Source organism: Lentzea xerophila, assembly GCF_051094245.1.
Taxonomy (GTDB): domain Bacteria; phylum Actinomycetota; class Actinomycetes; order Mycobacteriales; family Pseudonocardiaceae; genus Lentzea; species Lentzea xerophila.
This window is the reverse complement of record NZ_CP194934.1, coordinates 1,940,858-1,966,650: the sequence shown is the minus strand read 5'-3', so window position 1 is coordinate 1,966,650 and position 25,793 is coordinate 1,940,858. Positions and strand designations below refer to the sequence as shown.

Here is a 25,793-nt window from a genome sequence, read left to right as displayed (position 1 = left end):
ATACGAGGCGAAAGCGCCCGTCACGCAACTAGGAGAGGACCAGATCCGCGCCGGAAAGAGCGATGCCGACCTCGGTCAAACCGGAAGTCGCCGGTCCTTTGCGGACAGCTCCGGTCGAAGGGTCGAAAGTGCTCCCGTGCAGAGGGCAGGTGATGACACCACCGGCGGGAGGGTTGACCAGTGAACCCACGTGCGGGCAGGCGGGGTTGAACGCGCGGAACTCACCCGATCGAGGCTGAACGACCAGGAGCTGGGCGTTGCCGGGCATGTCCACCAGCACGCCGCTGCCCTCGGGCACGGAAGCAGCCGAAGTCACCCGGTCTCCCGGCCGGGCGGTCCCGACACCGCCCGTCTTACGAGGAACGGGCTCGCCACACGCGCTCATGGCAGCGGCGACGAGCCCACACAACAACACCGAACGACGATCCACGAGCACCGATTATCGGCGCTGGTCCTCCGCGGCCGCCGTCCGGGCCAGTGCCAGCACGGCGGTGAAGGGCGGGAACCAGTGCCGCGAGTGCGACGGCGGGTTCGCCCAGCGCAGCGATCCGTACCTGGTCATCGTGGGTGGGAGCGCGATCCGGTGCGGCGAGCGCACGAACTGGACCTCCGGCGGCGCCTTCAGGTGGGTCGGCAGTAACGCCACCAGCTCGGCCAGGAAGATCCAGTGCTCGCGGGGGCCGGGAATGACGGTGACGGGACCGGCGAGCATGCGCGACTTGAGGTCGGCCAGCACGCGCGACCCGATGCGGGCCGGCATCGCCAGTGCTGTCGTCGCGGGGCCAAGGGGCAGGAACACGCCCTGTTCTGTGACGGTCACCTGCCAGCCGAGCAACCGGTAGCCGGCGACGGCCTCCCCGATCGCGCGTGCGTGTCCCCTGTTCTGTGGGATCCCGGCACTCCCGGTGCCGGTCTCCGCGGTCGTGAGGCTCATCGGCGGTTGTCCTCCCCGTTGGTGGGTCAGGCACTGACGGGCCACGGGGATCGACCCGCGGCCTGACGATGTGCAGAGTGCGTCTCACTTCACGCCAACACCACTCGCCCGCTGCATGGGCCTCATGCAGCGGACGTATGAAGCTCATCCGCCACACGGAGGCACCGGAACTGCGACACGCGAATCCATTACGTCTTATGCATGAGATGGATGGACTGACGATCACAGCTCCGTACACTTGGAAAACGCTCAGTGACGGGGGCGAGGCCGATGGATACCGCGAGACCCAAATCCAGACGCGCTTGCCCGTGCGGGGCGTTCATCGCCGCAGACAACTCCGATCGGCTGTGTCACCGGTGCCGCCGCAACGCTCGTGCGGACGTGCACGGCCCGCCTGAGGTCCCCAACGACTTCTGGGACCACCCGGCGATCGCAGCCGCCTGCACGGACCGCGACATGGGTGCGCTGATCTCCGCGTACCGGCACCACCCACAGCACCTGAGCCGCGTCACGCAGGACCGCATGGCCGCGTGGCTCGGCATCAGCCAGGCGCAGCTCTCGCGGTACGAGTCGGGCGAGAACCAGATCGACCGCCTCGACCGGCTGCGCCACTTCGCGCTGGTGCTCGGCGTGCCGGGCGAACGACTGTGGTTCGACCGAGTCGTCATCCCAGCTCAGGTGGGCCTTCCCGGAACGAGCCCGCCAGACGTGCTCGCCGCCCCCTGGGAGGCGACGAGCATTGCCCGTTCGGTCGAGGAGACGGCGAGGAGCGACTTGGCGATCAGCAGACGAGCGGCGCTCGCGGGAGCCGCCGCGGTGACGGTGGGATCCGCACTGGTCGAGCCGCTGCAGCGGTGGTTGCACCCCCTGCAGAACCTGTCGAAGTGGTCGTCGCACTCGGCGATCAGCGAGGAGGAGCTCATAGCCCTCCAGCGCGTCGCCGACGGGCTGCGCGGCTGGGGTGGCCGGGGCGGGTACGGACTCGCCCGCAAGGCGGTCCTGGGTCAGCTCGACGAGCTGGCCGAACGCCTGGGAAGGGCGCCCTCGGGCCCGACGACGGAACGCGCGTTCTTCATCGGCGCCGAACTGTCGAAGGTGGCCGCGAGCATGTCGTTCGACGCGGGCCTGCACAACGCGGCGCAGCGCTACTACGTGCTGGCCATCCGCATGGCCAAAGCCGGTCACAACGACGGCTTCGCGGCGCTCTGCCTGGCCGCGATGGCACGCCAGATGTTCGACCTCGGCCGCCCGGAGGACGGCTTGGAGCTGGTCCAACTGGGCCAGTACGGCACCCGCCGGACCGGCACGCCGACGTTGAAGGCGCTGCTGCTGACCCGCGAGGCCTGGGCCTACGCGCAGATGGGCAAGACCCGCGAGTTCCACCAGGCCGTGGGCATGGCACAGGACAGCTTCGCGCAACGGGACGCGGGCCACGAACCGCGTTACCTGCACAGCTTCGACGAGGCCGAGCTGGAGGGCGTGATCGGTGCCCGCTGCCGCGATCTCGCCATGCACGACCCGGCTCAGGCCGTGTTCGCCGAGCAGCACATCCGGCGGGCCCTGGCACTGCGGGACCCCTCGAAGGTGCGCAACCGCGCCTTCGACGTGATCGGACTGGCGCGCACCAAGATGGTCGCGGGAGACCCGGAGGCGGCGTGCGGGTTGATCAACGAGGTCCTGCCGACAGCGGCGAAGCTCTCCTCGGGCCGGGTTCTGCGCAAACTGGAGGACTTCGCCAAGGAAGCGGCACGGCACCGCCACATCCCCGCCGTCCAGGACACCACGGACGCGATCAGAGCGATACGGACAGCCTGATGCGCGTGGGCATCACCGGGCACAGCAACCTCGTCCCGGAGTGCGTCCCGGCGATCCAGGCGGCCATCACCGAGACGCTGGAACGGCTGGGCCGTCCCCTGGTCGGCGTGACCTGCCTGGCTCCGGGGGCGGACCAGGTGTTCGCCCGCGCCGTCCTGAACCTCGGTGGCCAGGTGGAGGTCGTGCTGCCCGCCCTGGACTACCGGGACCGCCTGAAACCACACCAGGTGGCCGACTACGACGAGCTGCGCGCCGCGGCGACGGTGGTCAGCGTCCTGCCGCACATGTCGTCCGGCCGGCAGGCCTACGTGGCCGCGAACGAACGCATGCTCGCCTCCGTCGAGTTGCTCGTGGCGGTGTGGGACGGTCTGCCGGCGCAGGGCAAGGGCGGCACGGCGGACGTGGTGGAACAGGCACGGGCGGAGGGCGTCCCGATCGAGGTCGTGTGGCCTCCGCAGGCACGCCGGAAGCCGTAACGCCGGTCAGTCCGTCCTGCCTCGTCGTGAGCGAGCGGCCCAGGCGCCGCTCGCTCTTCACCCGCCACTAGTCCGAGCGAGGGAAGTTCATCGGCAACCGGACCAACTAGGTCTTCAGGCCCTAGCCCCGCCCTTCCCCCTTGATCACGATTTCGGGGCATGGCAGCCGATCCGTTCGCTCGCCTGGCCGACCGCCAGCAAGCGTTGCGAACAGCCCTCCGAGCCCTCACCGCCGCAGGCCCCGGCAGCCCCGAGTTCCGCACACTCCTCACCACGACGAACGACGAGGTCGAAGCGGTGATGCAGGCCCGCAGGGACATGGAGGCGGCGCGACTCACCGTCCCGAACCGCGCGATCGCCGCCGCCACCACGGGAGCGGCCCTGATCGTCGCCGTGGGCTGGTTCGACGCCTGGTCCCTGCTCTCCCTCATGCTGGCGGTGGCCACGGCGGCAGCGGTCCTCGTGGACCCCGCCGGTCGCACGATCTGGGAACCCAGGGCCAGGACGGCGGCGATCACCGCGGCCCTCGCCGCCACCCTCCTCACTCCCCTCGCCAGCGGCTGGGCGGCACTCGTCACCGCGGCGGGCATCGCCTGGTGGGCCTGGAGGACTCGCCGGTGAACATCGACCCGGTCAAGGCCCTGAACGACAAGCTCGAGCGCCTCAAGAGGGACCTGAAGAGCCTTGAGACCCGCCTCGACAACACCCAGACCGAGGCGGCGCAGAACCAGCTGAGCCAGACGAACCAGCTCCGCGACACCACCCGCAAGCTCACCAGGACCGACGACCGCGTCACCGAACTGGCGGAGAGCGTCCACCGCCTGGAACGACTCCTCGTGGCGCTCAACAGGAAGGTCCGGGCGGGCGAGACCAGGAAGGCCGACTTCGACGACTGGCCCGACCTCCCGGAGCCGGTCATCGCCAAGATCCTCCAAGGCCAGGAAGCCTACGCGCGCAAGGCTTTCACGCCCCAGCAGGCCAAGGAGACCCGCAAGGCCATCGCCGAGTACGACAGAAGAGCCCTCGAAGCGATCGACGCCGCGGAGGCTCTCACCACGCTTCCGCCGAACGCGGAATCGTTGTGGCGCAAGAAGTACAAGCAGTGGCGAACCATCACCCGGCAGGAACGCCCGGAAGCACCGGACGACGACGCGCACGCCAAGGACGCCGCTGCCAAGTCAGCGGGCAACGAGGCCGTCGCGCACGCGAGACAACAGATCCGCGCCCGCATCGAGGACGCGGTCGCGAACGATCTGCTGTTCCCGGCGTGGTTCGAGAACATGCTCGGACCCGCCGCACCGCCCGGCAAGGCGGACGATTGGCTTTACACCGCAACGGATGTCGTGTTGTACCGGCTGCTGCACGGCGTCACGAGCCCGGCGGACGCGCTCGGTCCGGCGCCCCAGGACGAAGGGCACCGCAAGACCCTGCACGACCGCCTGACCAGGGAGTGCTCGGACTACCGCAAGCCGTGACAGCCCGGGCAGGGCGCCTCTGCCCGGGCACTCACGTCACGCCAGCTCCAGGCTGAAACGCTGCTGCTCGGCGTCCACCGCGAGCACCTTCACCCGCACCGAGGCACCGACCTCGGCCTGCCGGCCGTGCAGGAGCCCGTGTGCACCGGCGGGGTGCTCGATGAACGAACCGAAGGGAACGGTCGAGACGACCTTTCCCGAGAAGACATCACCAACGTTGGGAAGCATTGCGCATCACCTCCTCTCCCGTGCGCTATCTCCACAAAGGCAGACAGGCGCGGGACCGGAGGGGCCCTGATCAAGTCAGGGCCGGGCAACCGTTCCGCTCACGGCACAAGGCCGACCCGGCAGTCATGACGCAAACCCTAGCCACCACAAGCCGTTGTCCGCAACGGAACCTAGAATCCGTCACATGCTGGAGACGTCGGCACGCCTGCTGAAGCTGCTGTCGCTGTTGCAGGTGCGGCGCGACTGGACGGGCCCCGAGCTCGCCGAGCGGCTCAGCGTCGACGTGCGCACGATCCGCCGTGACGTGGACAAGCTGCGCAGCCTCGGGTACCCCGTCACGTCGCTGCCCGGCGCGACCGGCGGGTACCAGCTCGGCGCCGGCGCGGAGCTCCCGCCGCTGCTGCTCGACGACGACGAGGCCGTGGCCGTCGCGGTCGGGCTCAGGACCGCCGCGAACGGCACGGTCGCGGGCATCGAGGAGACGTCGGTCCGCGCTCTGACCAAGCTGGAACAGATCCTGCCCAGCAGGCTCCGCCGGCGGGTGCAGGCGCTGCAGGCACACACCACTCCCGTGCCGATGGCGGGTCCGACGGTCGACCCGGAGACGCTCACGATCATCGCGGCCTCCTGCCGCGACCACCAGCAGCTGCGGTTCACCTACGCCTCGACGCACGGCGAGCCCGCCCGGCGCCTGGTCGAACCCCAGGGCCTCGTGCACACCGGCCGGAGGTGGTACCTGGTCGCGTGGGATGTGTCCAAACAGGACTGGCGGACGTTCCGGGTGGACCGCGTCACGGAGCAACCCACGCTCGCCGCACGGTTCACACCCCGCGAACCCCCGGCGGAGAGCCTGGGCGAGTTCGTCTCCCGGCAGGTCGCGTCGAACGTCTACACCTACCAGGCGGTGCTGACGATCCACGCCCCGCTCCAGGTGGTCGCGGAACGCACCTCCCCGATGGCCGTGTCGCTGGAGCCCATCGACGACGACTCCTGCCTGATGCGCACCGGCGCGGAGTCACTCGACCGGATGGTGTTCTACCTGCTCTTCATCGGGCTGGACTTCCAGCTGCACGAGCCGCCGGAACTGGCCGAGCACATCGGAGTCCTCATCACCAGGCTGCAGAACGCGATTACAGTGCGGGAGTGACAGTGGACTTCGCGACCGCCGCGGACCCGTTCAGGCGGGAGCTGCTCGCGCACTGCTACCGGATGCTCGGCTCGCTGCACGACGCCGAGGACCTGGTGCAGGAGACGTACCTGCGCGCGTGGAAGGCGTACGACCAGTTCGAGGGCCGCTCGTCGGTCCGCACCTGGCTGTACCGGATCGCGACGAACGCGTGCCTCACCGCGCTCGACGGCCGCGCCAGGCGTCCCCTGCCGTTCGGGCTCGCCACGAGCGGCGCCACGGAGAACGACCAGCTCACGCAGGACCACGAGGTCCCGTGGCTGGAGCCGTTCCCGACCGACCCGGCCGCGATCGTCACCGAACGCGAGTCCACCCGGCTGGCGTTCGTCGCGGCCCTGCAGCACCTGCCACCGAGGCAACGGGCGGTGCTGGTCCTGCGCGACGTGCTCAGGCTGAGCGCCGCCGAGACCGCCGACGAGCTGGAGATGACCGTGGCGGCCGTGAACAGCGCGTTGCAGCGGGCCCACGCGCAGCTCAAGGACCTCTCCGAGGACGAGGTCGTCGAACCGGCGGACGCCAAGCCGTTGCTCGACCGGTGGGTGAAGGCGTTCGAGGCCAAGGACATCCCGGCGATCATCGGGATGTTCGCCGAGGACGTCGTCTGGGAGATGCCGCCGTTCCCGCAGTGGTACCGGGGCCCGGACATGGTGGCGTGGCACCTCACGAACCAGTGCCCGGCGGTCCCGCACGGCGCCAGGATGATCGCCACGGAAGCCAACGGCCAGCCCGCCTACGGCCTGTACCTGCGCGAACCGGACGGCGTGTTCCGGCCGTTCAACCTCCAGGTGCTGGAGGTCGGCGACCGGATCACGCGCGTCTCGTCGTTCTTCGACCTCAGTCTGTTCCCGAGGTTCGGGCTGCCTTCGACCGCATGAACTCGGAGCGGTCGAGGGCCCGGTTCACGATCCGCAGGTCGCCCAGCCAGCCGTGCAACGACTTCTCGACGACCCGGTTGTACGCGTAGGCGCCGACGAGCCACGGATCGCCGGCGGTCGAGATGCCGCGCGCGGGCGTGGAAGGGTTGCGCAGCAAAGGAGATCCGTCGACGTACAGCGTGGTGTGCACGCCGTCGTTGACCACGGCGACGTGCCACCACGTCTCGTAGTCCATCTCGTGGCCCCAGTTCGTGGAGATGCCCGGCAGGCTGCGCGGGAACACGGCCCACTGCAGCTGGCCGCCGCCCGCGACGTTCAGCGTGGCGATCGGCTCGCTCGGGTCGTCCCCGGTCTTGCCGGCCGCCGAACCGGGCGCGAGCTTGGTGAGCAGGCCGCACCACGGGTGGTTGAACCCGTTGGGCAGCTTGAGGAACAGCTCGACCGTGTACCCGCGCTCGAACGTCTCCCTGTTCAACGGCGCCGAGTCCACGGTGGACAGATAGCCGTTCTTGCCGAAGTAGAGCGAACTGTGCGACGGCGCGAACCGGTGGTGCTCCTCGGACGCGGTCAGCTCACCCGTCTGCCGGAGGTCGTTCCCGTTGCCCGACAGGTCCTTCAGCCCCTCGCCGAGTCGCCAGTACGCGACGGTGCCGCGCACCAGCACGTCGCGGGCGGGCTGCGCGGGTGGCAGCACCGGCGGGTCGAACCGGGCGAACCGCTGCTCGAAGTCGATCGGCACGCTGAACCGGTCGGCCGGGCCGGTCAGCTCGGTCTCCTTGCGCTCCAACGGGTTGAGCGCCTTCTTGCCGAGCAGCCACGGCGACAGCGTGCGCACGTCGATCGTGCCGCGGTCGAGGTCGAAGTGGTAGAGCCGGATCATCGCGCCGCCGCCGTAGTAGCGGTCCTGGTAGTTCGTGATGTGGACGTGTACGTCGTTGCCGGCGGAGTTCCGCATCGTCGCCCGCGCCGGTGGCCAGAAGTGCCCGTTGAGCGTCAGGAAGATCTGGTCGTTGTCCTTGATCAGCTCGTCCCACAGCCTGCGTCCGTAGCCGGACATGGCCGCCACGCCGTCGCCGCCGTCGTAGGCGAGTTCGTGGGTGGTCAGGACGACCGGCAGCTTCGGGTGCTGCTTCAGCACCGAGCGCGCCCACTCGAAGCCCTTGGCGGACATGCGCCAGTCCAGCGCGAGGACCAGCCACTCCCTGCCAGCGGCCCGGAAGACGTGGAACGAGTTGTAGCCGTCGGTGCTCGCCCCGCGGAACGTCGGCGAGCGGCGGAACCGCCCAGGACCGAACTTGTCGAGGTACGGCGTGCTGCCGCGCTGGTCGTCGAGGCGCGAGTCCGGCACGTCGTGGTTGCCCGCGAGCACGCTGTAGCCGACCCGGCGGCGGTCCAGCACCTCGAACCGCGCGCTGATGTCGTCGATCTCGCTCTTCCGCGCGTTCTCGACGAGGTCGCCGAGGTGGCTGACGAAGACGATGTTCTCGGATCTCTGGCGATCGACCAGGTACTGCAGCGTCGCTTTCAACGGCGCCGAGTCGCCGCGGTCGAGGTCGAACATGTACTGCGTGTCCGGGATCACCGCGAGCGTGAACCGTCGAGCCTCGGGGTCGGGACGGCCGCCGACAACGTTGTCAGCGGCGGCGGAACCAGGCGTGACCAGGGCGGCGGCGGCAGCGGTCGCACCGGTGCCGAGGAGGAAGGAGCGGCGGGACGCGGTCATGGCGCGGAGCGTAGGTGCGCCTGGCCAACGCAGGGCGAACGCGAGGCAAAACCTGCCTGCCGGGCGGCAGGTGGGGGAGCTTTCGCGCGGCCGTGACTGTCCGCGGCGGTCCCGCGCAACCGCACGCGTGAAGCTTCCGCGCGACCCGACGGGGACGCAGCGGTCCCGCACCCATCGATTAGCATGGCTAACTATGTCCTGGGGATTGCTGGCGGTAGCGGGTGTGGTGGTCGCGTGCGGAGGGCTGCTGCAGGGGCTGATCGGCTTCGGGCTGGCCCTGGTCGCCGTGCCGTTGCTCGCGCTGCTGGACCCGGCGCTCGTCCCGGTACCGGTCCTGGTCATCGCCTGCGCGCACGCGGTGATGTCGCTGGCCAGGGAGTTCGCCCACGTCGACTGGCGCGGCGTCGGCTGGGCGATGCTGGGACGCCTGCCGGGCACCGCCGTCGGCATCTGGATCGTCGACTCGCTCGACCCGAAGAGCTTCGGCGTGGTCGTCGGCGTCGCGGTGCTGGTGTGCGTGCTGCTGTCGGTCACCTCGTGGCGCCCGCACCCCACGCCGCCGTCGCTGGTCACCGCCGGGGTGGCGAGCGGCTCGTTCGGCACGGCCACGTCGATCGGCGGGCCGATGGTCGCGCTGCTCTACCAGAACCAGGCGGGCCCGCAGGTCAGGGCGACGCTGGCGGCGTTCTTCACGCTGGGCTCCGCCGTCTCGATCAGCGGGCTGACCGTGACCGGGAACGTCACCGGAAACGAGTTGTGGAGCGGCGTGCTGCTGATCCCGTTCCTCGTGGCCGGGTTCCTGCTGTCCGGGCCGTTGCGCAAGAAGTTCGACGCCAAGGGCATCCGCACGCCCACCCTGGTCATGGCCGGGGCGAGCGCGGTGGTGCTGATCGTGCGGAGCGCACTGCTCTGAAGCGCGCTCCGCGGAACGCGATCAGGCGAACGGCTGGACGTTCGGCTGGAACACCTGGCCGTCGGCCGGCGCGACGAGATCCACGAGGTACTTCGCCACCACCGCGTCCGTGCCCGCCGAACGGCCGAGGATGCAGTGGCCGAACGCGTCGACGCTGACCAGGCGCGCGTTGCCGAGCTGCTTGGCCATGCGCTGCGAGAACAGGTACTGCGTGGCCGGGTCGTAGTAGTTGCCCACCACGACGATCGGGTTCGGCGTCTTGCGGTGCCACGGGCCGATCCAGCGGTCCGGGTGGCGTGCCGGCCAGGTCGCGCACGTCAGCAGGTCCGACGCGGCCTGGTAGCGGCCGAACGTGGGCGAGTCCTTCTCCCACTTCGCCGCGGTACGGGCCCAGTTGCGGGTCGTGCGCGAGAACGGCTTGTCGATGCAGTTGACCGCGTAGTACGAGTCGTCCGCGGTGTACGGGGTGTCGGGCAGCGGGTCGACGTCCATGCGGCCGGCGTTGTTGTTCAGCGGCGCCGCGAGCTCCACAGTGGACTGGACGCCGAACGTCGTCACGGCGGTGGACGGGTTGAGCGCCATGTGGACGCTCTGCAGCCACGCCGCGAGCGGTGCGATCCGCGCGATCGAGTACAGGTCGCCCGCGACGCGGCCCACGACGTCGGACAGCGTCACCTTGGTGCCGTTCGGCAGCGTGACCGGACCCTTGGCGAGGGCCTTCTTCATGTCCTCGAACTTCGCGCGGGCGTCACCGGCGAACGCGCACCGCTCAACACCGACGCTGTCGCAGCGCTTCAGCATCGCGTCCAGGGCGATCTCGAAGCCCTGGGAGCGTTGCCGGTCGTACTCGGCGCCGTTGGTCAGACGCAGCTGCGGGTCGACGTTGCCGTCGATCACCATCGCCCTGGTGCGCTGCGGGAAGATGTTCGCGTACGTCGAGCCCATCAGCGTGCCGTAGGAGAAGCCGACGAAGTTCAGCTGCTTGTCGCCCACCGCCTCGCGCATGATGTCGAGGTCACGCGCGACGGTCTCGGTGGACATGTGGTTCAGCAGCGGACCGGCGTTGATCTTGCAGTAGTCCGTGTAGGCCTTCGACTGGCGGATCGTGCTCGCGATCTCGTCGGAGGTGATGGGCAGGGAGTGCCAACCCTCGTTGACCGCGTCGGCCTCCTCCTGGGTGCGGAAGCAGCGCAGCGGCGCGCTGCGGGCCACGCCACGCGGGTCGAAGCCGATGACGTCGAACCTGTCGAGCACCTGCGGCTGGAAGTAGTTCTTGGCGATGGCGCCGCGGATCAGGCCGGAACCGCCGGGACCACCGGGGTTGAGGAAGATCGAGCCGATCTTGCGCGACGGGTCGTTCGCCGGCCGCTTCATCATGGCGATGCCGGTCTTCTCACCGCGCGGGCGCGAGTGGTCGACGGGCACCTCCTGGACGGCGCACGTGAGCCGGGCCCGCTCCTCGGGCGTCACCGAGGCGGGCAGGGAGGCGAGAACGTCGGCCGCGCACTGCCCCCAGGCGGCGGGTCTGACCGAGGAAGCGTCGGTCTGGGCGGAAGCCGTGCCCAGACCGGAAACGATGGTGCCGAGCACGAGCGCACTCGCGAGCACGACACGCACAGAAGCAGAAGATGACGTCACGGATGCACCCCATCACCGACCGTGCACCGTTTGTACCCGCCTATCGTCGGGTTGTCCCGACGACAGGCGGGCGTTCGGGACGAATCAGAACGGTTGCGCGTTCGGCTGGAACACCGTGCCGTCCACGGGAGCGGTGAGGTCGACGAGGTACCTCGTCACCGCCGCGTCGGCACCGGCCGAGTCACCGAGGATGCAGTGACCGAAGGCGTCCACGCTGATCAGCCGCGCGTTGCCGAGCTGCTTGGCCATGCGCTGCGAGAACAGGTACTGCGTGGCCGGGTCGTAGTAGTTGCCCACCACGACGATCGGGTTCTTGGTGTGGCGGTTCCACGGGCCGATCCAGCGATCCGGGTGACGCGCCGGCCAGGTCGCGCACGTCAGCAGGTCCGACGCGGCCTGGTAACGGCCGAACGTCGGCGACTCCTTCTCCCACTTCGCCGCGGTCCGAGCCCAGTTGCGGGTCGTGCGCGAGAACGGCTTGTCGGTGCAGTTGACCGCGTAGTACGAGTCGTCGCTCGTGTACGGCGTCTCCGGCAGCGCGCGCACGTCGAGCCTGCCGTTCAGGTTGTTCGACACCGGAACGTCCACAACGGACTGAACAGCCAGGGCGGCGGACGGGTTCTGGGCGGCGTGGATCGACTGGAGCCACGCGGTCAGGGCCTTGAACGACGTCGGGCTGTACAGGCTGCCGCCCGTGCGGCCCACGACGTCGGTCAGCGTGACCGTGGTGCCGCCGGGCAACGTCGTCGGGCCCTTGCGCAGCGACTCGCGGATGCCGTCGAACTTCTTGCGGGCGTCACCGGCGAACGCGCACCGCTCGACACCCACGCTGTCGCACCGCTTCAGCATCGCGTCGAGGGCGATCTCGAACCCGCGGGCGCGCTCGCGGTCGTACTGCGCGCCGTTGGTCAGGCGCAGCTGCGGGTCGACGTTGCCGTCCAGGACCAGCGCACGCGACCGGTGCGGGAAGATGTTCGCGTAGGTCGCGCCGAGCAGGGTGCCGTACGAGAAGCCGACGTAGGTGAGCTGCCTGTCCCCCACGGCCTCACGCATCACGTCGAGGTCGCGCGCGACGGCCTCGGTGGACATGTGGTTGAGCAGCGGACCGGCGTTGATCTTGCAGTAGTCCGTGTAGGCCTTGGACTGGCGGATCGAGCTCGCGATCTCGTCGGACGTGATCGGCAGCGCGTACCAGCCGTCGTTGACGGCCTCGGCCTCTTCCTGGGTGCGGAAGCAGCGCAGCGGCGCACTGCGGCCCACACCGCGCGGGTCGAAGCCGATGAGGTCGAACTTCTCGAGGATCTCCGGGGTGAAGAAGCTGGAGCCGTACGCGCTGTAGATCAGACCGGCGCCACCGGGGCCGCCGGGGTTGATGAACAGCGAGCCGATCTTCTTCGCCGGGTCGCCGGCGGGACGCTTCATCATGACGATGCCCGTCGAGTCACCGCGCGGACGCGAGTGGTCGACGGGCACCTCCTGGACGGCACAGCTGACCTTGGCGCGTTCCGCGGCGGGGATCTCGGCGAGCACGTCGGCCGCGCACGGCCCCCACGCGGCGGGTCTGGCGGCGGAAGCGGCTTCGGGCTGGGCCGACGCGGTGCCCAAGCCGGTGATGACGGTGCCGAGCGCGAGCGCACTGGCGAGCGCCACGCGCACGGCACGCGTAGATGCAGGAGTCATCGATCCAGCCCATCACTGAGCAGGCACCGCGTGTACCCGCCTATCGTCGGGTTGTGTCCCGGGTTACACCGCTTGGGCCAGCGAGAGCGCGAACCTCCCCTGCGCGTCGGTCCACCAGCGGTGCAACGAGAATCCGCCGTCCTCCAGCTCCCGCCGCACGCCCTCCTCGCGGAACTTCGCCGACACCTCGGTGCGCAGCTCCTCGCCCTCGCGGAACTCCACGGTGAGCCCGAGCTCCGCGATCGTCACCCGCATCGCCCGCGTAGCACGCAGGCGCATCTCGATCCACTCCTGTTCGGCGTTCCACAACGCCACGTGCTCGAACGCCTCGACGTCGAAGTCGCCGCCGACCTCGCGGTTGAGCACGTTGAGCACGTTGCGGTTGAACTCCGCCGTCACGCCCTGCGCGTCGTCGTACGCGCGCACCAGTGTCCGTTCGTCCTTCACCAGGTCGGTGCCGAGCAGCAGCCACTCCCCCTGGTCCAGCACGTCGCGGACCGTGCGGAGGAACTTCTCGCGCTCCTCCGGGATCAGGTTCCCGATGGTGCCGCCCAGAAATGCCACCAGGCGCGGCGACTCGCCCGGCAGCAGCGAGAGGTGCTGGGTGAAGTCGCCGACCACGCCGTGCACCCGCAGGCCCGGGTAGTCCGCCATGATCGCGTGCGCGGCCTCCGTCAGCGCCGACACCGACACGTCCTGCGGCACGAACTCCCGCAGCGTGCCGTGCTCGCGCAACGCGCTGAGCAGCAGCCGCGTCTTCTCCGACGAGCCGGAACCCAGCTCCACCAGCGAATGCGCCCCGGTCGTCGCCGCGATCTCGCCCGCGCGCTCGGCGAGCACCTCGCGTTCGGCGCGTGTCGGGTAGTACTCGGGCAGCCGCGTGATGTCCTCGAACAGCGCGCTGCCGGCCGCGTCGTAGAACCACTTCGGCGAGACCCACTTCGGGTCCGCGGTCAGTCCGGCCCGCACGTCGGCACGCAGCGCGTGGGCGGCGTCCTCCGGTGTGAGATGAACGTCCAGCACCGGCTCGGTCATAGCGGTAGAACCTCCACAGTGGATGGAGCGGCGGTGACCACGTGCCGGTCGGGGATCTCCCGCCAGCCAGGGTCGTCGTCGAGCGGTTCGGACGCGAGGGTCACGCCCTGTCCCTTCTGCAGCACCCACAGGGCGTGTGTCCACGTCGTCCCCACGAGCACTTCTCCGTTGGTCAGCAAGAAGTTCAGGCGCGACTTCGGCGCCGCGTCCGCGACTTCCCGCACGAGTTCAACAAGTACCTGGGCCGGATCCTTCCCGGTTTCCAGACGACGTCTCAGCACCGCCCACAACAGCGCCGCGTCGGTCGGTGCGTCCATCGTGAGCAGGTCGGTCACGTCGAGCGTCTTCGCCAGCCCCGCCACGGTGTGCGGCCAGCCGTCGACGCGTCCGTTGTGGCTGAACAACCACGTGCCGTCGGTGAACGGTGCGCAGGCCGCGTCCGAGACCGGCATGCCCGTGGTCGCCGAACGGACCGCCGCGAGGAACGCCACCGATTCGGCGGTCGCCAGCTGACGCAGGTTCGGATCGCTCCACAACGTGCCCGCGCGGCGGTACCGCACCGGGCCGGGGAACCAGCCGACACCGTAGCCGTCGACGTTCACGGTTCCCCCGGCCCGCATGTCGCCGGGCGCGTACGACTGGCGCTCCAACGAGTGCGGTGCGTCGTAGAGCAGACTGGCCAGCGGCACGGCGGCGCCCAGGTAAGCCAGATGGCGGCACATCGGGCTAGGCGTCCCTGGCGCAGCGGAAGCCGGCGAAGATCTGCCGTCTGATCGGGTAGTCCCAGTTGCGGAACGTGGCACGGATCGCGGACTTGTCGGTGCCGAACGAGCCGCCGCGCAGCACCTTGTAGTCCGGTCCGAAGAAGACCTCCGAGTACTCGCGGTACGGGAAGACCTCGAAGCCGGGGTAGGGACCGAAGTCGCTGGAGGTCCACTCCCACACGTCACCGATCAGCTGGTGCACACCGGCGGGAGACGCTCCCCGCGGGTACGCGCCGACCGGAGCCGGGCGCAGGTGCCGCTGGCCGAGGTTCGCGTGCTGCTCGGCGGGTTCCTCGCTCCCCCACGGGTAGCGGCGGGTCCGGCCGGTCGCCGTGTCGAACCGGGCGGCCTTCTCCCACTCGGCTTCCGTCGGCAGGCGCTTGCCCGCCCACGTCGCGTACGCCTGGGCCTCGTGGAAGCACACGTGGACAACGGGTTCGTCCGGCACGATCGGCTCCGTCACGCCGAACGCCGTGCGGACGAACGAGTTCTCCTCCCGCTGCCAGAACCTGGGCGCCACCAGTTTGGCGGTGGTGCGGTGCTCCCAGCCTTCGTCGGTCCACAAGCGACGGTCGTCGTAGCCGCCGGCCAGGATGAACTCGGCGTACTCGCCGTTCGTGACCGGGGTGGTGTCGATGAAGAACGAGTCGACGTGGACGGCGTGCGCGGGGCGTTCGTTGTCGAGCGCCCACGGCTCGTCCGACGTGCCCATCTCGAACGGTCCGCCCGGGATGAACGCTTCCGTTGCGGGGACGAGGTTTCCGCGCGGAGGCGCCGGTGCGTGCAAAGCCGGTTCGCCGGTGCGCAGCTGGTGCGTGGCGAGCATCGTCTCGTCGTGCTGCTGCTCGTGCTGCACGATCATGCCGAACGCGAAGGCGTTCTCGACGAGCCGGCGGCCCTGCAGCGGCACCTTCTCGAGCACGTCGAACACCTTGCCGCGCACGTCACCGACGTACTGGCGGGCTTCGCGGGGATTGAGTAACGGCAACTCCGGCCGGACGGAACGGCCGTACTTGAACGCGTCGTAGTACTCGTCGATGTCGCTGCGCACCGGCTCGCGGCCGCCGACGTCGCGAACGAGCCACAGCTCTTCCTGGTTGCCGATGTGCGCCAGGTCCCAGACCAGCGGCGACATCAGTTTCGAATGCTGCCGCACGAGGTCGTGCTCGTCGACGGCGTCGGTCAGGGCGGTGGAACGCGCGCGCGAGCGCAACAGTTCCTCCGCCACCTGCTCGCGGAGTTCTTCGGTCACAGCTTCCCCTCAAGCTCCCGGCTGATGGTGCTGATCTGGTCGTGTGAAAGACCGGTGCGGTGCAACGACTCGATGCCCAGAGCGACGACGTCCCGCGCGGCTCTGGCGATGCGTTCGTCCGCCATCCCGTACCGAGCGGCGACGAGCCACCGCCCGGCGGCCCGTTCCGTCGCCGCCAGCACACCGTCCACAACGAACGGGTCGCTGAACAGCGCGACGAGCAGCGCACTCGGCGCGATCCACCCGCCAGGCGCGGGCGTGTCGAGATACCTGACCTCCATGTACCCGCGCGGCCGGACCGGCGGGAACATCGTGCTCAGGTGGTAGTCGAGGTCGTCACTTGTGGGGCTGCGGTCGAGCGCCCCGTCGATCCAGTCGGCGAACGTCAGTCTGCGCGGCGGGATCCAGCTGGAGCTCGGCCCGCGCACGACGATCACGGGCGTGTCGACGACTCTTCGCGCGTACGCGGCCGCCGGATCGGCGCACACAGCACTTGGCCTGGTGCGCACGGGATCCGTGCCGTAGAGCGTCCGCATGCGCGCCGACGCCCAGTCCTCGTGCATGCCGCCGACGCTCGGCGAGTTCGCGAACAGCGCGATCAGCACGGGCCCGAGCTGGTGCACGGCGGCCCATCTGTCCCGCAGGTGCTTCTGCTCGCCGAAGTCGAGGCAGACCTGCAGGCCCGCGGTGTTGCACATCATCGAGATGCCGTCGGCACCGAGGGGGTCGAACGCGTGCTCCATCGCGGCGTACCGGGGCACTCGCAGCATGCGCGTGGGGCGTCGATGCCCGTCAGCGCCTCTGTCGCCGAGCACGAGACCGTGATCGGCCAGCATGGCGGTGAGGTGGGAGATGTCCTGGGCGACGGTGGAGAAGAGGTCCGGGAGGCTGGTGCAGGGAGGAGTGGAGATCTCGACCTGCCCGCCCGGTTCGACGGTCAGCGGTGTGCCGCTGGGAAGCGGCCTCTGGGGGCTGTCCGGAACGAGAGTGGGTGGTGCGTGCGCGCCGAGCGCGGCGGCGAGTCTGTGCCGATCGAGGACCTGAGCAGGGTCTTCGGCGTGGTGGACGGTCCATTCCAGCTCCACGCCGAAGAGCCTCGGAGGTCCGTGCTTGAAGCAGACCGAGGCGACATAAGCCTCGGCTTCGGCGCGATCGGCGAACCTCGCCGGCACCGGTTGGTTACGCAACGCAGTCACGCTGCCACACTCCCCGTGATCGTCTGGCGCGTTCGACGCTACACGCGGGGTCTGACAGTTGCAGCTCCCAAATCCTTACGAACCAAGTGAAGTGCTCGTGCGCACGCGTGCGCACGAGCACTCTTGTTCACCAGATGGGAGTTACGTCCTGGTGTTGGGACGGGTGAAGGCACCGCCCTCGTAGACGATGTCGATGTGCAGGATGCGGTCGTTGCCGGCCGAACCGTCCTTGTCGGTCGTGGTCGTCAGCCAGATGTCGCCCTGCTGGTCCACTTCGACCGTGCGCAGCCGGTTGTAGGTGCCCTGGAAGTAGATCTGCTGGTCGACCAGGTCGCCGTTCGCGTCGATGCGCATCCGGTAGATGCGCTGGCCCACGGTCGTGGCCACGAAGACGTGGTCATTGATGATCGTCAGACCCGAGGGTGAGGCCTGCGAGGTCGGCCAGGTCTTCTTCGGCGGCACGGTGCCGGCACAGTTGCCGATCGTGCCCTCGCAGGGATCCCAGCCGTAGTTGCCGCCCTTGGTGATCAGGTTGACCTCGTCCTGGCGGGAGTTGCCGAACTCCGAGGCCCACAGGCGGCCCCGCGAGTCGAAGGCGAGACCCTGCACGTTGCGGTGGCCGTAGCTCCAGATCGCCTTGCCGGGGAACGGGTTGTCGGACGGGATGGAGCCGTCCGGGTGGACGCGCAGGATCTTGCCCGCGTTGGTGTTCAGGTTCTGCGCGTTGTTGCCGTTCTGGGCGTCACCGGTGGAGATGAACAGGTAGCGGCCGTCCGGGCTGAACCGCAGGCGCCCGCCGTTGTGGTAGCGGTTCTTCGGCACGCCGTCGAGCAACGTCGTCCAGCCGGACAGCCGCGTGCCGTCGAACTGGGCCCTGACCAGGCGGTTTCCGCCGCTGTAGGTGTGGTAGACGTAGACGAACCGATCGGTGGCGAAGGTTCGCGAGACCTCGATGCCGAGCACGCCGCCCTCACCGTTGGTGCCCATCGCGCCGGGCACCTTGCCGAGCACGGTCTTGGTGCCGCCCTCGGTGACGCGCAGGACGTTGAACGTCTCGCGCTCGGTCACCAGCGCCGACCCGTCGGGCAGGAACGCGAGGCCCCACGCCACGTCCACTCCGGACGCGATCTGCCGGACCGTGCCGGGGTTCGGCGTGCCGGTGCCGCCGCCGGCGCTCGGCCGGACGCTGATCTCGTTCGAGAACGCGGAGAAGTTGCCCGCCGCGTCCTTCGCCCTGACCTTCACGGCGTAGGTCTGGCCGGTGGTGAGACCCGCGACGGTCGCGGTCGTCGCCGAACCGTCGGCGGTCTGCTTCAGCGCGCCGTCGAAGTGGATCTCGTAGCCGGTGACGGCCACGTTGTCGGCCGAGGCGTTCCAGGCGAGGGAGACGCTGGCCGAGGTGGCGCCGGTGGAACGCAGACCGGCGGGCGTGGTGGGCGCCTGGCTGTCCGGCGGCGCGGGCTTGGTGCGGCCGGGCACGTTGTTCGAGGCCTGCGAGACGTTGCCCGCGCGGTCCTTCGCGAACACGGTCCAGTCGTACTCGACGTCGGGGCGCAGGCCGGTCGCCGTGCCCTCCAGCACGTTGCCGACGCTCGTGACGAGCTGGCCGTGCTGGTAGATGTCGTAGCCGGTGACGCCGACGTTGTCCGTGGCCGCCTCCCACCGCAGCGTCACGGAGTTGTGCGTGGAGCTGACGAACCGCAGGTCGCGCGGCGGCGTCGGCGCCTCTTCGTCCGGCGGGCCGGCCAGCACGGCGGTCAGCTTGTCCGCGTTCGGGCCGCCGTTCGCGGTCGTCGCGGTCGCCCGGATCCGGTTGGCACCGGCGTGCAGCGTGACCTTCGCGGTCCGCGTCTGCCACGCCGTCCACGCGCCGGTGCCGGGGAACGACACGGTCTGCGCGTTCGCCCCGTCCACGGTCACCGAGACCGGGCGGTCGGCCGTCGTTCCGTTGGCATAGCGGAACGTGAGGTCGTGCTCTCCACCGGATTCGGCGTTGATCGTGTACTCGACGTACGAGCCGATGACGTTGTCGTAGTTGACGAACCCGCGACCGGAGAAGCCCGTCCAGTTCGACTCGACGGCGCCCTGCCCGACGACCGCGTCCTCCGCCTCCTGTTCGAGTGCGGCGCCGGCCTCCTCGACCTCGACGTAGTCCAGGTTCGGACCGCCCGTGGCGCCGGTGGAGGTGAGCTTGATCTTGTTCGAACCCGCGTTCAGGTTCACCGTGTTCTCGGCCGACATCCACGTCGTCCACGCGCCGGTGCCCGCGAAGGCGCGGTCGTCGGCCGCGAGGCCGCCGTTGACGCTCACGTCGAGCGGCCGGTTGTCGGCGGTTCCGTTGGCGTAGCGGAAGACCAGTCTCGCCTGGCCCGCCTTCGCCGCGGTCACGGTGAACTCGACCGAGCTGCCGGCGACGTTGTCGAAGTTGACGAACCCGGTCCCGGAGAAACCCGCGTGGTTCGACTCGGCCACGCCCTGCGAGATCGTCGCGCTCTCCGCTTCGTAGCGGACCGGCGCCGCGAGGGCCGGCCCCGGTGCTGACATCACTGCGACGGCTGTTGTGCAGGCAACACCCATCGCGCCGAACGTTCGCAACGCCCGGCCTCTGCTCGGTGCCACTGTTGTGCCTCCCACAAGACGGGTAGGGGATCACGACGAAGCGGCGGCGGTTTGGTTTAGAAACTTTCCTAACTGTCGCGCAGATCACACCACCGCGCGGCTGTTCGAGTCAACCCCGTCCGAGACGCACTGGAAAGCGCTTACCAGAACCCGTTACCTGTCCCGGCACTCCGCCAGTGCCGAGATGAGGTCCGACACCGTCCGGCTGAGCAACAGGTCGACCACGTGGACGCCGGTCGACTCACGCCGCTGCCAGCCCAGGCGCTCGGCGAGCGTCGACAGCTTGATGATCTCCTGGGTATCCATGGCGGCAGAGGATATTGGTGCGAGCGGGCCGGTCCGCGCAGACTCGGCCGAAGATCCACACGAAAGGGCGGCGCCCGCCGGGCGGCGAGCGGGAACGCGAAGATCACACAGATGGACCTGTCCAATCCGTACGTACGGATTGGATTTCCCGCTCTTCCCCTGCCACCATCTACAGGTGCCCAGGGTGAGCCAGGACCACCTCGACGCCCGCCGCCGTCAGATCCTCGACGGCGCGCGTGCCTGTTTCGCGCGACACGGCTACGAGGGTGCCACGGTACGCCGCCTGGAAGAAGCGACGGGACTCTCCCGTGGTGCGATCTTCCACCACTTCCGCGACAAGGAGTCGCTCTTCCTCGCGCTCGCCGAGGACGACGCCCTGCGCATGGCGGACGTGGTGGCCGAACAGGGTCTCGTCCAGGTCATGCGCGACCTGCTCGACGAACCGGAGAAGCGGACCGAGGAGCACGCCGCGGACTGGCTCGGCACGCGGCTCGAGGTCTCGCGCAGGCTCCGCACGGACCCGGACTTCCGGGCGCGCTGGGCCGAGCGCAGTGAACAGCTGACGGCGGCCACGCGGCAGCGGCTCATCCGGCAGCGAGAAGCCGGCAACCTGCGCGACGACGTCGACGTGACGGTACTGACGAGCTTCCTGGAACTGGTCCTCGAAGGTCTGGTCTCGCACCTCGCGATGGGCCTGCCGGCCGACGACATGGAACCCGTGCTCGATCTGGTGGAAGAAACCGTGCGGCGCCACCGTCGCAGCTCTTGAAGGTTCTTCACTTAAACCTCAAGGTGGACGCATGCCGTCCACGCTGAAGATCGCGACCCAGTTCTTCGCGCTGCGCACGCTCGTTCGCGGCTACGCGCTGCTCGGTGACCCGTACGCGGGCGTCCTGGCCTCGCCGCCGGACCGCGACCCGTACCGGATGTACGAGAAGATGCGCGCCAGGGGTGACATGGTGCGCAGCCGCATGGGCGCCTACGTCACGGCGAGCCGCGAGATCTGCGACTCGGTGCTGCGGGACAACAGGTTCGTCACCGCGACCTTCGACGAGGCGTCGATGATCCCGATCACGCTCGTGCGGGACGGTGAGAAGGTCGTCAACCCGGTGCAGGACTCGTTCCTGATGAAGAACCCGCCGGACCACACCCGGTTGCGCAAGCTCGTGCAGCCGTTCTTCACGCCGAGGGCGCTCAAGGACCGCACGGCGTCCATCCAGAAGATCGTGACCGACCACCTCGACCGCCTCGGCGGCCGGTTCGACGTCGTCAGCGAGTTCGCCTCGCAGGTGCCGATCCAGGTCATCGCGGACCTGCTGGGCGTACCCGACGACCACAAGGACGTCTTCGCGCGCTGGGGAAGCTCTCTCGCCGAGACGCTCGACGGCGTGTGGTCGCACAAGCAGCTCAAGGGCCTGCACGCCACGATCGTCGAGTACAACGATTTCATCGACGGCCTGATCGCCGAGCGCCGCCGCGCCCCGCAGGACGACATCGTCAGCCACCTCGTGACGCGGCACGCCGACCTCACCCGCGAGGACCTGGTCGCCACCACGGGGTTGCTGCTCTTCGCCGGGTTCGAGACGACGGTGAACCTGATCAGCAACGGCGTGCTGAAGGCGTTCGAGAACCCGCACACGGTCGCGCCGCTGTCCCAGAGCCCGGAGTACGCCGAGGGGTTCGTGGAGGAGGTGCTGCGGCTCGACCCGCCCGTGCAGTACACGATCCGCTGGCCGAGGGAACGCCTCGAACTGGCCGGGGTGTCGCTGCCGAAGGGCATGCCGGTGATGCTGGTGCTGGCGGCGGCGAACCGCGATCCGCGGGTGTTCACCGACCCGCTCACGTTCGACCCGGCGCGGTCCAACGCGCGGGAGCACCTCGCGTTCAGCGCGGGCATCCACTACTGCATCGGCGCGGGGCTCAGCCGCATCGAGGGCGCCATCGCGTTGCACGAGCTCTTCAAGCGCTTCCCGGACCTCGCGCCGGACGGTCCGGTGGCGCGGCGGCGTTCGAAGCTCATCCGCGGCGCGTTGCGACTTCCAGTGCGGACGAACGAGACCAAACGGTCACTGGCAGTGAAGCCGATCTGACGTGGCGCGAAAATCGTTGCGGACCGTGCCCGACTTCACCTGTCTGGAGCAATGTTCGTGCCCCAATGACACTTCTGCGTAGTGCATCCTGGAAAGTGAGAGGGAGACCCGCCGCACCGCCGCCGCGACGGGCCTCCCTCTCACCTCGTCCGGAGGTCTACTCGACGCCCGACATCAACTTCCGGATCGCCGGTGCCGCGACGGCCAGCGCGCCACCGAGGACGACGGCCGCGCCGCCCAGCGTGAGGAAGTACGCCGAAGGGCTCGTCGTGTAGAACTTCACGAGCTGCGCGGCCACACCGGTGCCGGCCGAGGTCGCGAGGAACCACAGGCTCATCGTCTGCGACGCGAACGCCTTGGGCGCCAGCTTCGTCGTGACGGACAGGCCGACGGGCGAGAGCATGAGCTCACCGGCGGTCATGATCAGGAACATCGCCACGAGCCACAGCGGCGTCACCTTGCCGTCGGCGGCCGAGTTGCTCGCGAAGTACATCAGCACGAACGACAAGCCGACGAGCACCAGCGCGCCCGCGAACTTGCGCGGCGTGGACGGCGCCCGGTCCTTGAGCTTCACCCACAGCAGCGCGAACACCGGCGCCAGCGCGATGATCATGATCGGGTTGATCGACTGGAACCAGGCGATCGGGAACTCCCAGCCGAACACGTGGTTGTCGACGTGCGAGTCGGCGAACTCCGCGATGACCGACGCGCTCTGCTCGAAGATCAGCCAGAACATCGCGGCCGCGATGAACAGCGGGATGTAGGCGATGACCCGCGGCTTCTCCTCCGGCAGCGTCTTCTTGCTGCGCAGCATCACGGTGAAGTACGTGATCGGCAGGACGATCGACATGATGCTGATCATCAGGATGACGCCCTCGACCCCACCCAGCAGGTACGAGACGACGCCCAGCGCGGCGATCGCGACGGCGATGCCGCCGATGAGGCCGTAGACGCGGCCCTTCTCCTGCGAGGGCAGCGGGTTCGGCGGCACGGCGGCGGAACCGCGCAGGTTCTTGCGGCCGATCCGGTACTGGACCAGGCCGAGTGCCATGCCGACCGCGGCGACGGCGAACCCGGCGTGGAAGCCGATGCCGTCCGCGAGCGCGCCGGTGACCAGCGGCGAGACGAAGCCGCCGATGTTGATCGCCATGTAGAAGACGGTGAAGCCGGCGTCACGACGCGTGTCGTGCTGCTCGTAGAGGCCGCCGACGACGGTCGAGATGTTCGGCTTGAGCAGGCCCGTGCCGATGACGATGAAGATCAGGCCGAGGTACACGCCCGTGATGCCGATCGGCAGCGCCAGCGCGATGTGACCGCACATGATCAGCACGCCGCCGTAGAACGTCGCGCGCTGCCCGCCCCACACGCGGTCGGCGAGCCAGCCGCCCGCGACACCGGACATGTAGACCGCGGTGCCGTAAATGGCGACGACCGACAGGGCGAGCGCCTTGTCGACGCCGAGACCGCCCTCGGACACGGCTGTCCACAGGTAGAGGCCGAGGATGGCCTTCATCCCGTAGAACGAGAACCGTTCCCAGAGTTCGGTGAAGAACAGCGTGGACAGGCCTCGGGGGTGCCCGAAGAATCCCTTGTCCTGCGCGGAGATGCTGGCGCTAGGTGCGCTCACAGTCATCGTCCTCTCGTGTCAACGATGTCACGGCGGATCCGGTGCACATTACGCCGAACGCTCGTACGGTTAGCAAACCGGCGTTGCGTCCGAGTGGCCCAACTCTCACGCCAGAGTGCGCACTTGAGCGGGATTTGATGCACTTGTGGGGTGGACTTGATCCAGGCGCACGGAGTGGCGATGACGGAGTTCGATCGGCGGGTCCGGCAGATCGCACCGGACCAGTGGTCGCTCGGCACCCCCTGCCGGGAGTGGTCGGTCAGAGACCTCGTCGGCCACCTCGTCTACGAGCAACTGTGGGCTCCGGAACTGCTCGCCGGCTGCACGCCGAAGCAGGTCGGTAACCGCTTCGACCACGACAACCTCGGCGACGAGCCGCTCGTGTCCTGGGTGGTCGCGGCCGCGGCGGCGCGCGAGGCGTGGCTCGAACCGTCCGCGCTGGACAAGACGGTGAGCGTGTCGTCGGGGACGATCGACGCCGAGGAGTACTGCTGGCAGATGACCGTGGACCTCGCGGTGCACGCCTGGGACCTGGCGCGGTCGATCGGTGCCGACGAGCGGATCGACCCGGACCTGGCGTCGGCGGTGCTGGCGTACGTGGAACGCAACATCGACGAGTGGGGCGGGTCGTCGATGTTCGACTCACCCGTTCCGGTTGCCGCGGACGCCGACGACCAAACACGACTGATCGGACTCCTGGGACGCAAGCCGTAACGGGTCTCCGGTGTTCTGAAGCGCCCCGCTCCGCATCCCCCTGCCTCCTGCGGGGCGGGGCGCTCCTCCCCCGGCTACGGCCCCCAGATCCCCCCGGACTGGCCGGCCGCACCGCATTTCTACAGGTCGATCGTTGTCCGGTGTCGGAGCGAGTTCAGCGGACAACGACCTCCGGACAACGTTTCTCCAGGGTCACGCACCTGATTCCGACGGCGTCGAGGTGCTCGCCGGCCTTGCTGAACCCGGCGCGGCCGTAGAACCGCAGGTTGTCGTCGCTCTCGGCACCGGTGAACAGCCAGACGACGCCGACACCCTCCGGCGCCCGCGCGCTGATCGCCTGCAGGAGCCTCCGCCCGACCCCGCCACCCTGGACGTCGGGCGCGACGGCCAGCCGCGCGACCTCCATGCGGTCACCGTCGACCCGGCTGCGCACCGACCCGATCAGCCGTTGCCCGTCGAACGCGCCCAACGCCGGTGTGCCGTCACTCAGGTGGTCGCGGATCTGGTCGAGCGTCTCCACGAGCGGCGGCAGGTCCCACGCCCCGTACCGGCGTGCTTCCTGCAGGTACGCGGCCCGCTGGACCGTCATGACCTCGCCCGCGTGCGCCGGCAGCAGTGGTCCGATATGGACGGTCACGGGCCGGTGATCCCCGGCGTCCAGCTCTCGGGCACACCGCTCTCGGTCAGCACCAGCTGGTGGTCGTGGAAGCCTTCCGGCGCGTCCGGCTGCCACGGCCAGTGGCCTTGCGGCGTCGGCACGATGATCTGCACGGCCGCGAAGTCCGACCCGTCGTAGAGCAGGTACGCGCTGCCGAAGAACTCGGGGTAGAACCCCTTGTAGACCCGCTCGAACGTGACCGGCACACCGTCGAAGAAGTCGTGGTAGAGCTGCCCCGGCACGAACCGCTCACCGCCGCTGGCCCGCCGCACGTAGGTGTTGACGAGGTTCTCCCCCATGCCCTGGGGAAGCCCGATCACGACCGCCTCGGCCACGCCGAACCGGCGCCAGGCCCCGACCGAGAACACGTACCCCGCTCCCTCGGAGTCGGGGTTCACGACGATGTTGGTGTGACCGTGCCGGTCGGCGGCGGAGAGCAGGCGGGCCCGCAGCTCGATGTCTTCGTCGGAAAGCACGCCGTCCACCCTACGGCACCTTCTCGGGTGCCTTATGCCTGCTTGGAGCGGCTCCAACGCTCCAGGATGCGGGCACGTTCGGTGTCCGTGACTCTCGGCGAACGGACTCGCGG

25 protein-coding genes are annotated in these 25,793 nt (G+C 69.2%); 10 read left to right on the top strand and 15 right to left on the bottom strand.

From position 1 onward, the window contains the following. Positions 1–28: 28 nt before the first annotated feature. Positions 29–316 carry a Rieske (2Fe-2S) protein gene (locus ACRSBM_RS09710; protein ID WP_434442099.1) on the bottom strand — a complete coding sequence of 96 codons (288 nt, stop codon included), beginning with the start codon at positions 314–316 and terminating at the stop codon, positions 29–31. A 123-nt stretch (positions 317–439) separates the two neighbouring features. Beyond that, positions 440–934: a hypothetical protein gene (locus ACRSBM_RS09705; protein ID WP_434442097.1), complete on the bottom strand. Its 495-nt coding sequence runs from the start codon at positions 932–934 to the stop codon at positions 440–442. A 381-nt stretch (positions 935–1,315) separates the two neighbouring features. On the opposite strand from ACRSBM_RS09705, the gene ACRSBM_RS09700 reads away from it, so the two are divergent. The 4 genes from ACRSBM_RS09700 to ACRSBM_RS09685 all read left to right on the top strand — a co-directional run bounded on the left by ACRSBM_RS09700 (position 1,316) and on the right by ACRSBM_RS09685 (position 4,700). Continuing rightward, complete coding sequence (locus tag ACRSBM_RS09700) at positions 1,316–2,749, top strand: helix-turn-helix domain-containing protein (protein ID WP_434442094.1); 1,434 nt, start codon at positions 1,316–1,318, stop codon at positions 2,747–2,749. Next, a complete protein-coding gene (locus ACRSBM_RS09695) occupies positions 2,749–3,225 on the top strand; it encodes a hypothetical protein (protein WP_434442091.1) in 477 nt (158 codons plus the stop codon). The genes ACRSBM_RS09700 and ACRSBM_RS09695 overlap by 1 nt, the downstream gene beginning before the upstream one ends. A gap of 159 nt (positions 3,226–3,384) precedes the next feature. Next, positions 3,385–3,846 carry a hypothetical protein gene (locus ACRSBM_RS09690; RefSeq protein ID WP_434442088.1) on the top strand — a complete coding sequence of 154 codons (462 nt, stop codon included), beginning with the start codon at positions 3,385–3,387 and terminating at the stop codon, positions 3,844–3,846. Beyond that, a complete protein-coding gene (locus ACRSBM_RS09685) occupies positions 3,843–4,700 on the top strand; it encodes a hypothetical protein (RefSeq protein WP_434442085.1) in 858 nt (285 codons plus the stop codon). Before ACRSBM_RS09690 ends, ACRSBM_RS09685 begins: the two co-directional genes overlap by 4 nt. A gap of 36 nt (positions 4,701–4,736) precedes the next feature. On the opposite strand, the gene ACRSBM_RS09680 is transcribed toward ACRSBM_RS09685, so the two are convergent. Beyond that, positions 4,737–4,928 carry a S1 RNA-binding domain-containing protein gene (locus tag ACRSBM_RS09680; protein ID WP_434442083.1) on the bottom strand — a complete coding sequence of 64 codons (192 nt, stop codon included), beginning with the start codon at positions 4,926–4,928 and terminating at the stop codon, positions 4,737–4,739. A gap of 184 nt (positions 4,929–5,112) precedes the next feature. On the opposite strand from ACRSBM_RS09680, the gene ACRSBM_RS09675 reads away from it, so the two are divergent. Beyond that, the gene (locus ACRSBM_RS09675; RefSeq protein WP_434442080.1) at positions 5,113–6,075 is read left to right on the top strand and encodes a helix-turn-helix transcriptional regulator; all 963 of its coding nucleotides are present in this window, start codon (positions 5,113–5,115) and stop codon (positions 6,073–6,075) included. Continuing rightward, positions 6,072–6,989 carry a sigma-70 family RNA polymerase sigma factor gene (locus tag ACRSBM_RS09670; protein WP_434442078.1) on the top strand — a complete coding sequence of 306 codons (918 nt, stop codon included), beginning with the start codon at positions 6,072–6,074 and terminating at the stop codon, positions 6,987–6,989. Before ACRSBM_RS09675 ends, ACRSBM_RS09670 begins: the two co-directional genes overlap by 4 nt. Here ACRSBM_RS09670 and ACRSBM_RS09665 read toward each other — a convergent pair. Continuing rightward, on the bottom strand, positions 6,949–8,712 hold the full coding sequence (locus tag ACRSBM_RS09665) for a LamG-like jellyroll fold domain-containing protein (RefSeq protein ID WP_434442075.1): 1,764 nt from the start codon (positions 8,710–8,712) through the stop codon (positions 6,949–6,951). The two genes, ACRSBM_RS09670 and ACRSBM_RS09665, sit on opposite strands and share 41 nt — an antisense overlap. A gap of 193 nt (positions 8,713–8,905) precedes the next feature. On the opposite strand from ACRSBM_RS09665, the gene ACRSBM_RS09660 reads away from it, so the two are divergent. Further along, on the top strand, positions 8,906–9,625 hold the full coding sequence (locus tag ACRSBM_RS09660) for a sulfite exporter TauE/SafE family protein (protein ID WP_434442072.1): 720 nt from the start codon (positions 8,906–8,908) through the stop codon (positions 9,623–9,625). A 21-nt stretch (positions 9,626–9,646) separates the two neighbouring features. Here ACRSBM_RS09660 and ACRSBM_RS09655 read toward each other — a convergent pair whose 3' ends face one another. The 8 genes from ACRSBM_RS09655 to ACRSBM_RS09620 form a co-directional block, all read right to left on the bottom strand. Continuing rightward, positions 9,647–11,242 (bottom strand): alpha/beta hydrolase, encoded by a 1,596-nt coding sequence (locus tag ACRSBM_RS09655; RefSeq protein WP_434442069.1) that lies wholly within the window; start codon positions 11,240–11,242, stop codon positions 9,647–9,649. A 105-nt stretch (positions 11,243–11,347) separates the two neighbouring features. Further along, positions 11,348–12,943 carry an alpha/beta hydrolase gene (locus tag ACRSBM_RS09650; RefSeq protein WP_434442066.1) on the bottom strand — a complete coding sequence of 532 codons (1,596 nt, stop codon included), beginning with the start codon at positions 12,941–12,943 and terminating at the stop codon, positions 11,348–11,350. Between the two features lie 63 nt (positions 12,944–13,006). Continuing rightward, positions 13,007–13,978, bottom strand: a complete 972-nt coding sequence (gene egtD, locus ACRSBM_RS09645; RefSeq protein ID WP_434442063.1) for an L-histidine N(alpha)-methyltransferase — start codon at positions 13,976–13,978, stop codon at positions 13,007–13,009. Continuing rightward, complete coding sequence (gene egtC, locus ACRSBM_RS09640; protein WP_434442061.1) at positions 13,975–14,700, bottom strand: ergothioneine biosynthesis protein EgtC; 726 nt, start codon at positions 14,698–14,700, stop codon at positions 13,975–13,977. The genes egtD and egtC overlap by 4 nt, the downstream gene beginning before the upstream one ends. Positions 14,701–14,704: 4 nt before the next feature. Further along, on the bottom strand, positions 14,705–15,994 hold the full coding sequence (gene egtB / locus ACRSBM_RS09635; protein ID WP_434442058.1) for an ergothioneine biosynthesis protein EgtB: 1,290 nt from the start codon (positions 15,992–15,994) through the stop codon (positions 14,705–14,707). Then, positions 15,991–17,190, bottom strand: coding sequence for a glutamate-cysteine ligase family protein (locus tag ACRSBM_RS09630; protein WP_434442055.1), 1,200 nt, complete (start codon positions 17,188–17,190; stop codon positions 15,991–15,993). The genes egtB and ACRSBM_RS09630 overlap by 4 nt, the downstream gene beginning before the upstream one ends. A 141-nt stretch (positions 17,191–17,331) precedes the next feature. Beyond that, positions 17,332–19,734 carry a PQQ-dependent sugar dehydrogenase gene (locus ACRSBM_RS09625; RefSeq protein ID WP_434442052.1) on the bottom strand — a complete coding sequence of 801 codons (2,403 nt, stop codon included), beginning with the start codon at positions 19,732–19,734 and terminating at the stop codon, positions 17,332–17,334. A 228-nt stretch (positions 19,735–19,962) separates the two neighbouring features. Continuing rightward, a complete protein-coding gene (locus tag ACRSBM_RS09620; protein WP_434442048.1) occupies positions 19,963–20,115 on the bottom strand; it encodes a hypothetical protein in 153 nt (50 codons plus the stop codon). 175 nt (positions 20,116–20,290) lie between these two features. Here ACRSBM_RS09620 and ACRSBM_RS09615 point away from each other — a divergent pair, with 175 nt between their 5' ends. Both ACRSBM_RS09615 and ACRSBM_RS09610 read left to right on the top strand, forming a co-directional pair. Further along, positions 20,291–20,884, top strand: a complete 594-nt coding sequence (locus ACRSBM_RS09615) for a TetR/AcrR family transcriptional regulator (protein ID WP_030470246.1) — start codon at positions 20,291–20,293, stop codon at positions 20,882–20,884. A 31-nt stretch (positions 20,885–20,915) separates the two neighbouring features. Then, complete coding sequence (locus ACRSBM_RS09610) at positions 20,916–22,205, top strand: cytochrome P450 (protein ID WP_434442045.1); 1,290 nt, start codon at positions 20,916–20,918, stop codon at positions 22,203–22,205. A gap of 157 nt (positions 22,206–22,362) precedes the next feature. On the opposite strand, the gene ACRSBM_RS09605 is transcribed toward ACRSBM_RS09610, so the two are convergent. Further along, a complete protein-coding gene (locus ACRSBM_RS09605; RefSeq protein WP_434442042.1) occupies positions 22,363–23,838 on the bottom strand; it encodes a peptide MFS transporter in 1,476 nt (491 codons plus the stop codon). 174 nt (positions 23,839–24,012) lie between these two features. Here ACRSBM_RS09605 and ACRSBM_RS09600 point away from each other — a divergent pair, with 174 nt between their 5' ends. After that, positions 24,013–24,546 carry a TIGR03086 family metal-binding protein gene (locus ACRSBM_RS09600; protein ID WP_434442039.1) on the top strand — a complete coding sequence of 178 codons (534 nt, stop codon included), beginning with the start codon at positions 24,013–24,015 and terminating at the stop codon, positions 24,544–24,546. A gap of 154 nt (positions 24,547–24,700) precedes the next feature. Here the strand turns inward: ACRSBM_RS09600 and ACRSBM_RS09595 are convergent, their stop codons facing one another. Both ACRSBM_RS09595 and ACRSBM_RS09590 read right to left on the bottom strand, forming a co-directional pair. Beyond that, on the bottom strand, positions 24,701–25,183 hold the full coding sequence (locus ACRSBM_RS09595; RefSeq protein WP_434442037.1) for a GNAT family N-acetyltransferase: 483 nt from the start codon (positions 25,181–25,183) through the stop codon (positions 24,701–24,703). Further along, the gene (locus ACRSBM_RS09590) at positions 25,180–25,680 is read right to left on the bottom strand and encodes a DUF4262 domain-containing protein (protein WP_434442035.1); all 501 of its coding nucleotides are present in this window, start codon (positions 25,678–25,680) and stop codon (positions 25,180–25,182) included. The genes ACRSBM_RS09595 and ACRSBM_RS09590 overlap by 4 nt, the downstream gene beginning before the upstream one ends. Between the last annotated feature and the right edge of the window lie 113 nt (positions 25,681–25,793).

Coding starts and splice junctions, on each gene's coding strand:
- ACRSBM_RS09600 (WP_434442039.1), top strand. CDS start 24,013: ATGACGGAGTTCGATCGGCGGGTCCGGCAGATCGCACCGGACCAGTGG.
- egtD (WP_434442063.1), bottom strand. CDS start 13,978: ATGACCGAGCCGGTGCTGGACGTTCATCTCACACCGGAGGACGCCGCC.
- ACRSBM_RS09705 (WP_434442097.1), bottom strand. CDS start 934: ATGAGCCTCACGACCGCGGAGACCGGCACCGGGAGTGCCGGGATCCCA.
- ACRSBM_RS09665 (WP_434442075.1), bottom strand. CDS start 8,712: ATGACCGCGTCCCGCCGCTCCTTCCTCCTCGGCACCGGTGCGACCGCT.
- egtC (WP_434442061.1), bottom strand. CDS start 14,700: ATGTGCCGCCATCTGGCTTACCTGGGCGCCGCCGTGCCGCTGGCCAGT.
- ACRSBM_RS09605 (WP_434442042.1), bottom strand. CDS start 23,838: ATGACTGTGAGCGCACCTAGCGCCAGCATCTCCGCGCAGGACAAGGGA.
- ACRSBM_RS09680 (WP_434442083.1), bottom strand. CDS start 4,928: ATGCTTCCCAACGTTGGTGATGTCTTCTCGGGAAAGGTCGTCTCGACC.
- ACRSBM_RS09660 (WP_434442072.1), top strand. CDS start 8,906: ATGTCCTGGGGATTGCTGGCGGTAGCGGGTGTGGTGGTCGCGTGCGGA.
- ACRSBM_RS09650 (WP_434442066.1), bottom strand. CDS start 12,943: ATGACTCCTGCATCTACGCGTGCCGTGCGCGTGGCGCTCGCCAGTGCG.
- ACRSBM_RS09620 (WP_434442048.1), bottom strand. CDS start 20,115: ATGGATACCCAGGAGATCATCAAGCTGTCGACGCTCGCCGAGCGCCTG.
- ACRSBM_RS09695 (WP_434442091.1), top strand. CDS start 2,749: ATGCGCGTGGGCATCACCGGGCACAGCAACCTCGTCCCGGAGTGCGTC.
- ACRSBM_RS09690 (WP_434442088.1), top strand. CDS start 3,385: ATGGCAGCCGATCCGTTCGCTCGCCTGGCCGACCGCCAGCAAGCGTTG.
- ACRSBM_RS09625 (WP_434442052.1), bottom strand. CDS start 19,734: ATGTCAGCACCGGGGCCGGCCCTCGCGGCGCCGGTCCGCTACGAAGCG.
- ACRSBM_RS09675 (WP_434442080.1), top strand. CDS start 5,113: ATGCTGGAGACGTCGGCACGCCTGCTGAAGCTGCTGTCGCTGTTGCAG.
- ACRSBM_RS09610 (WP_434442045.1), top strand. CDS start 20,916: ATGCCGTCCACGCTGAAGATCGCGACCCAGTTCTTCGCGCTGCGCACG.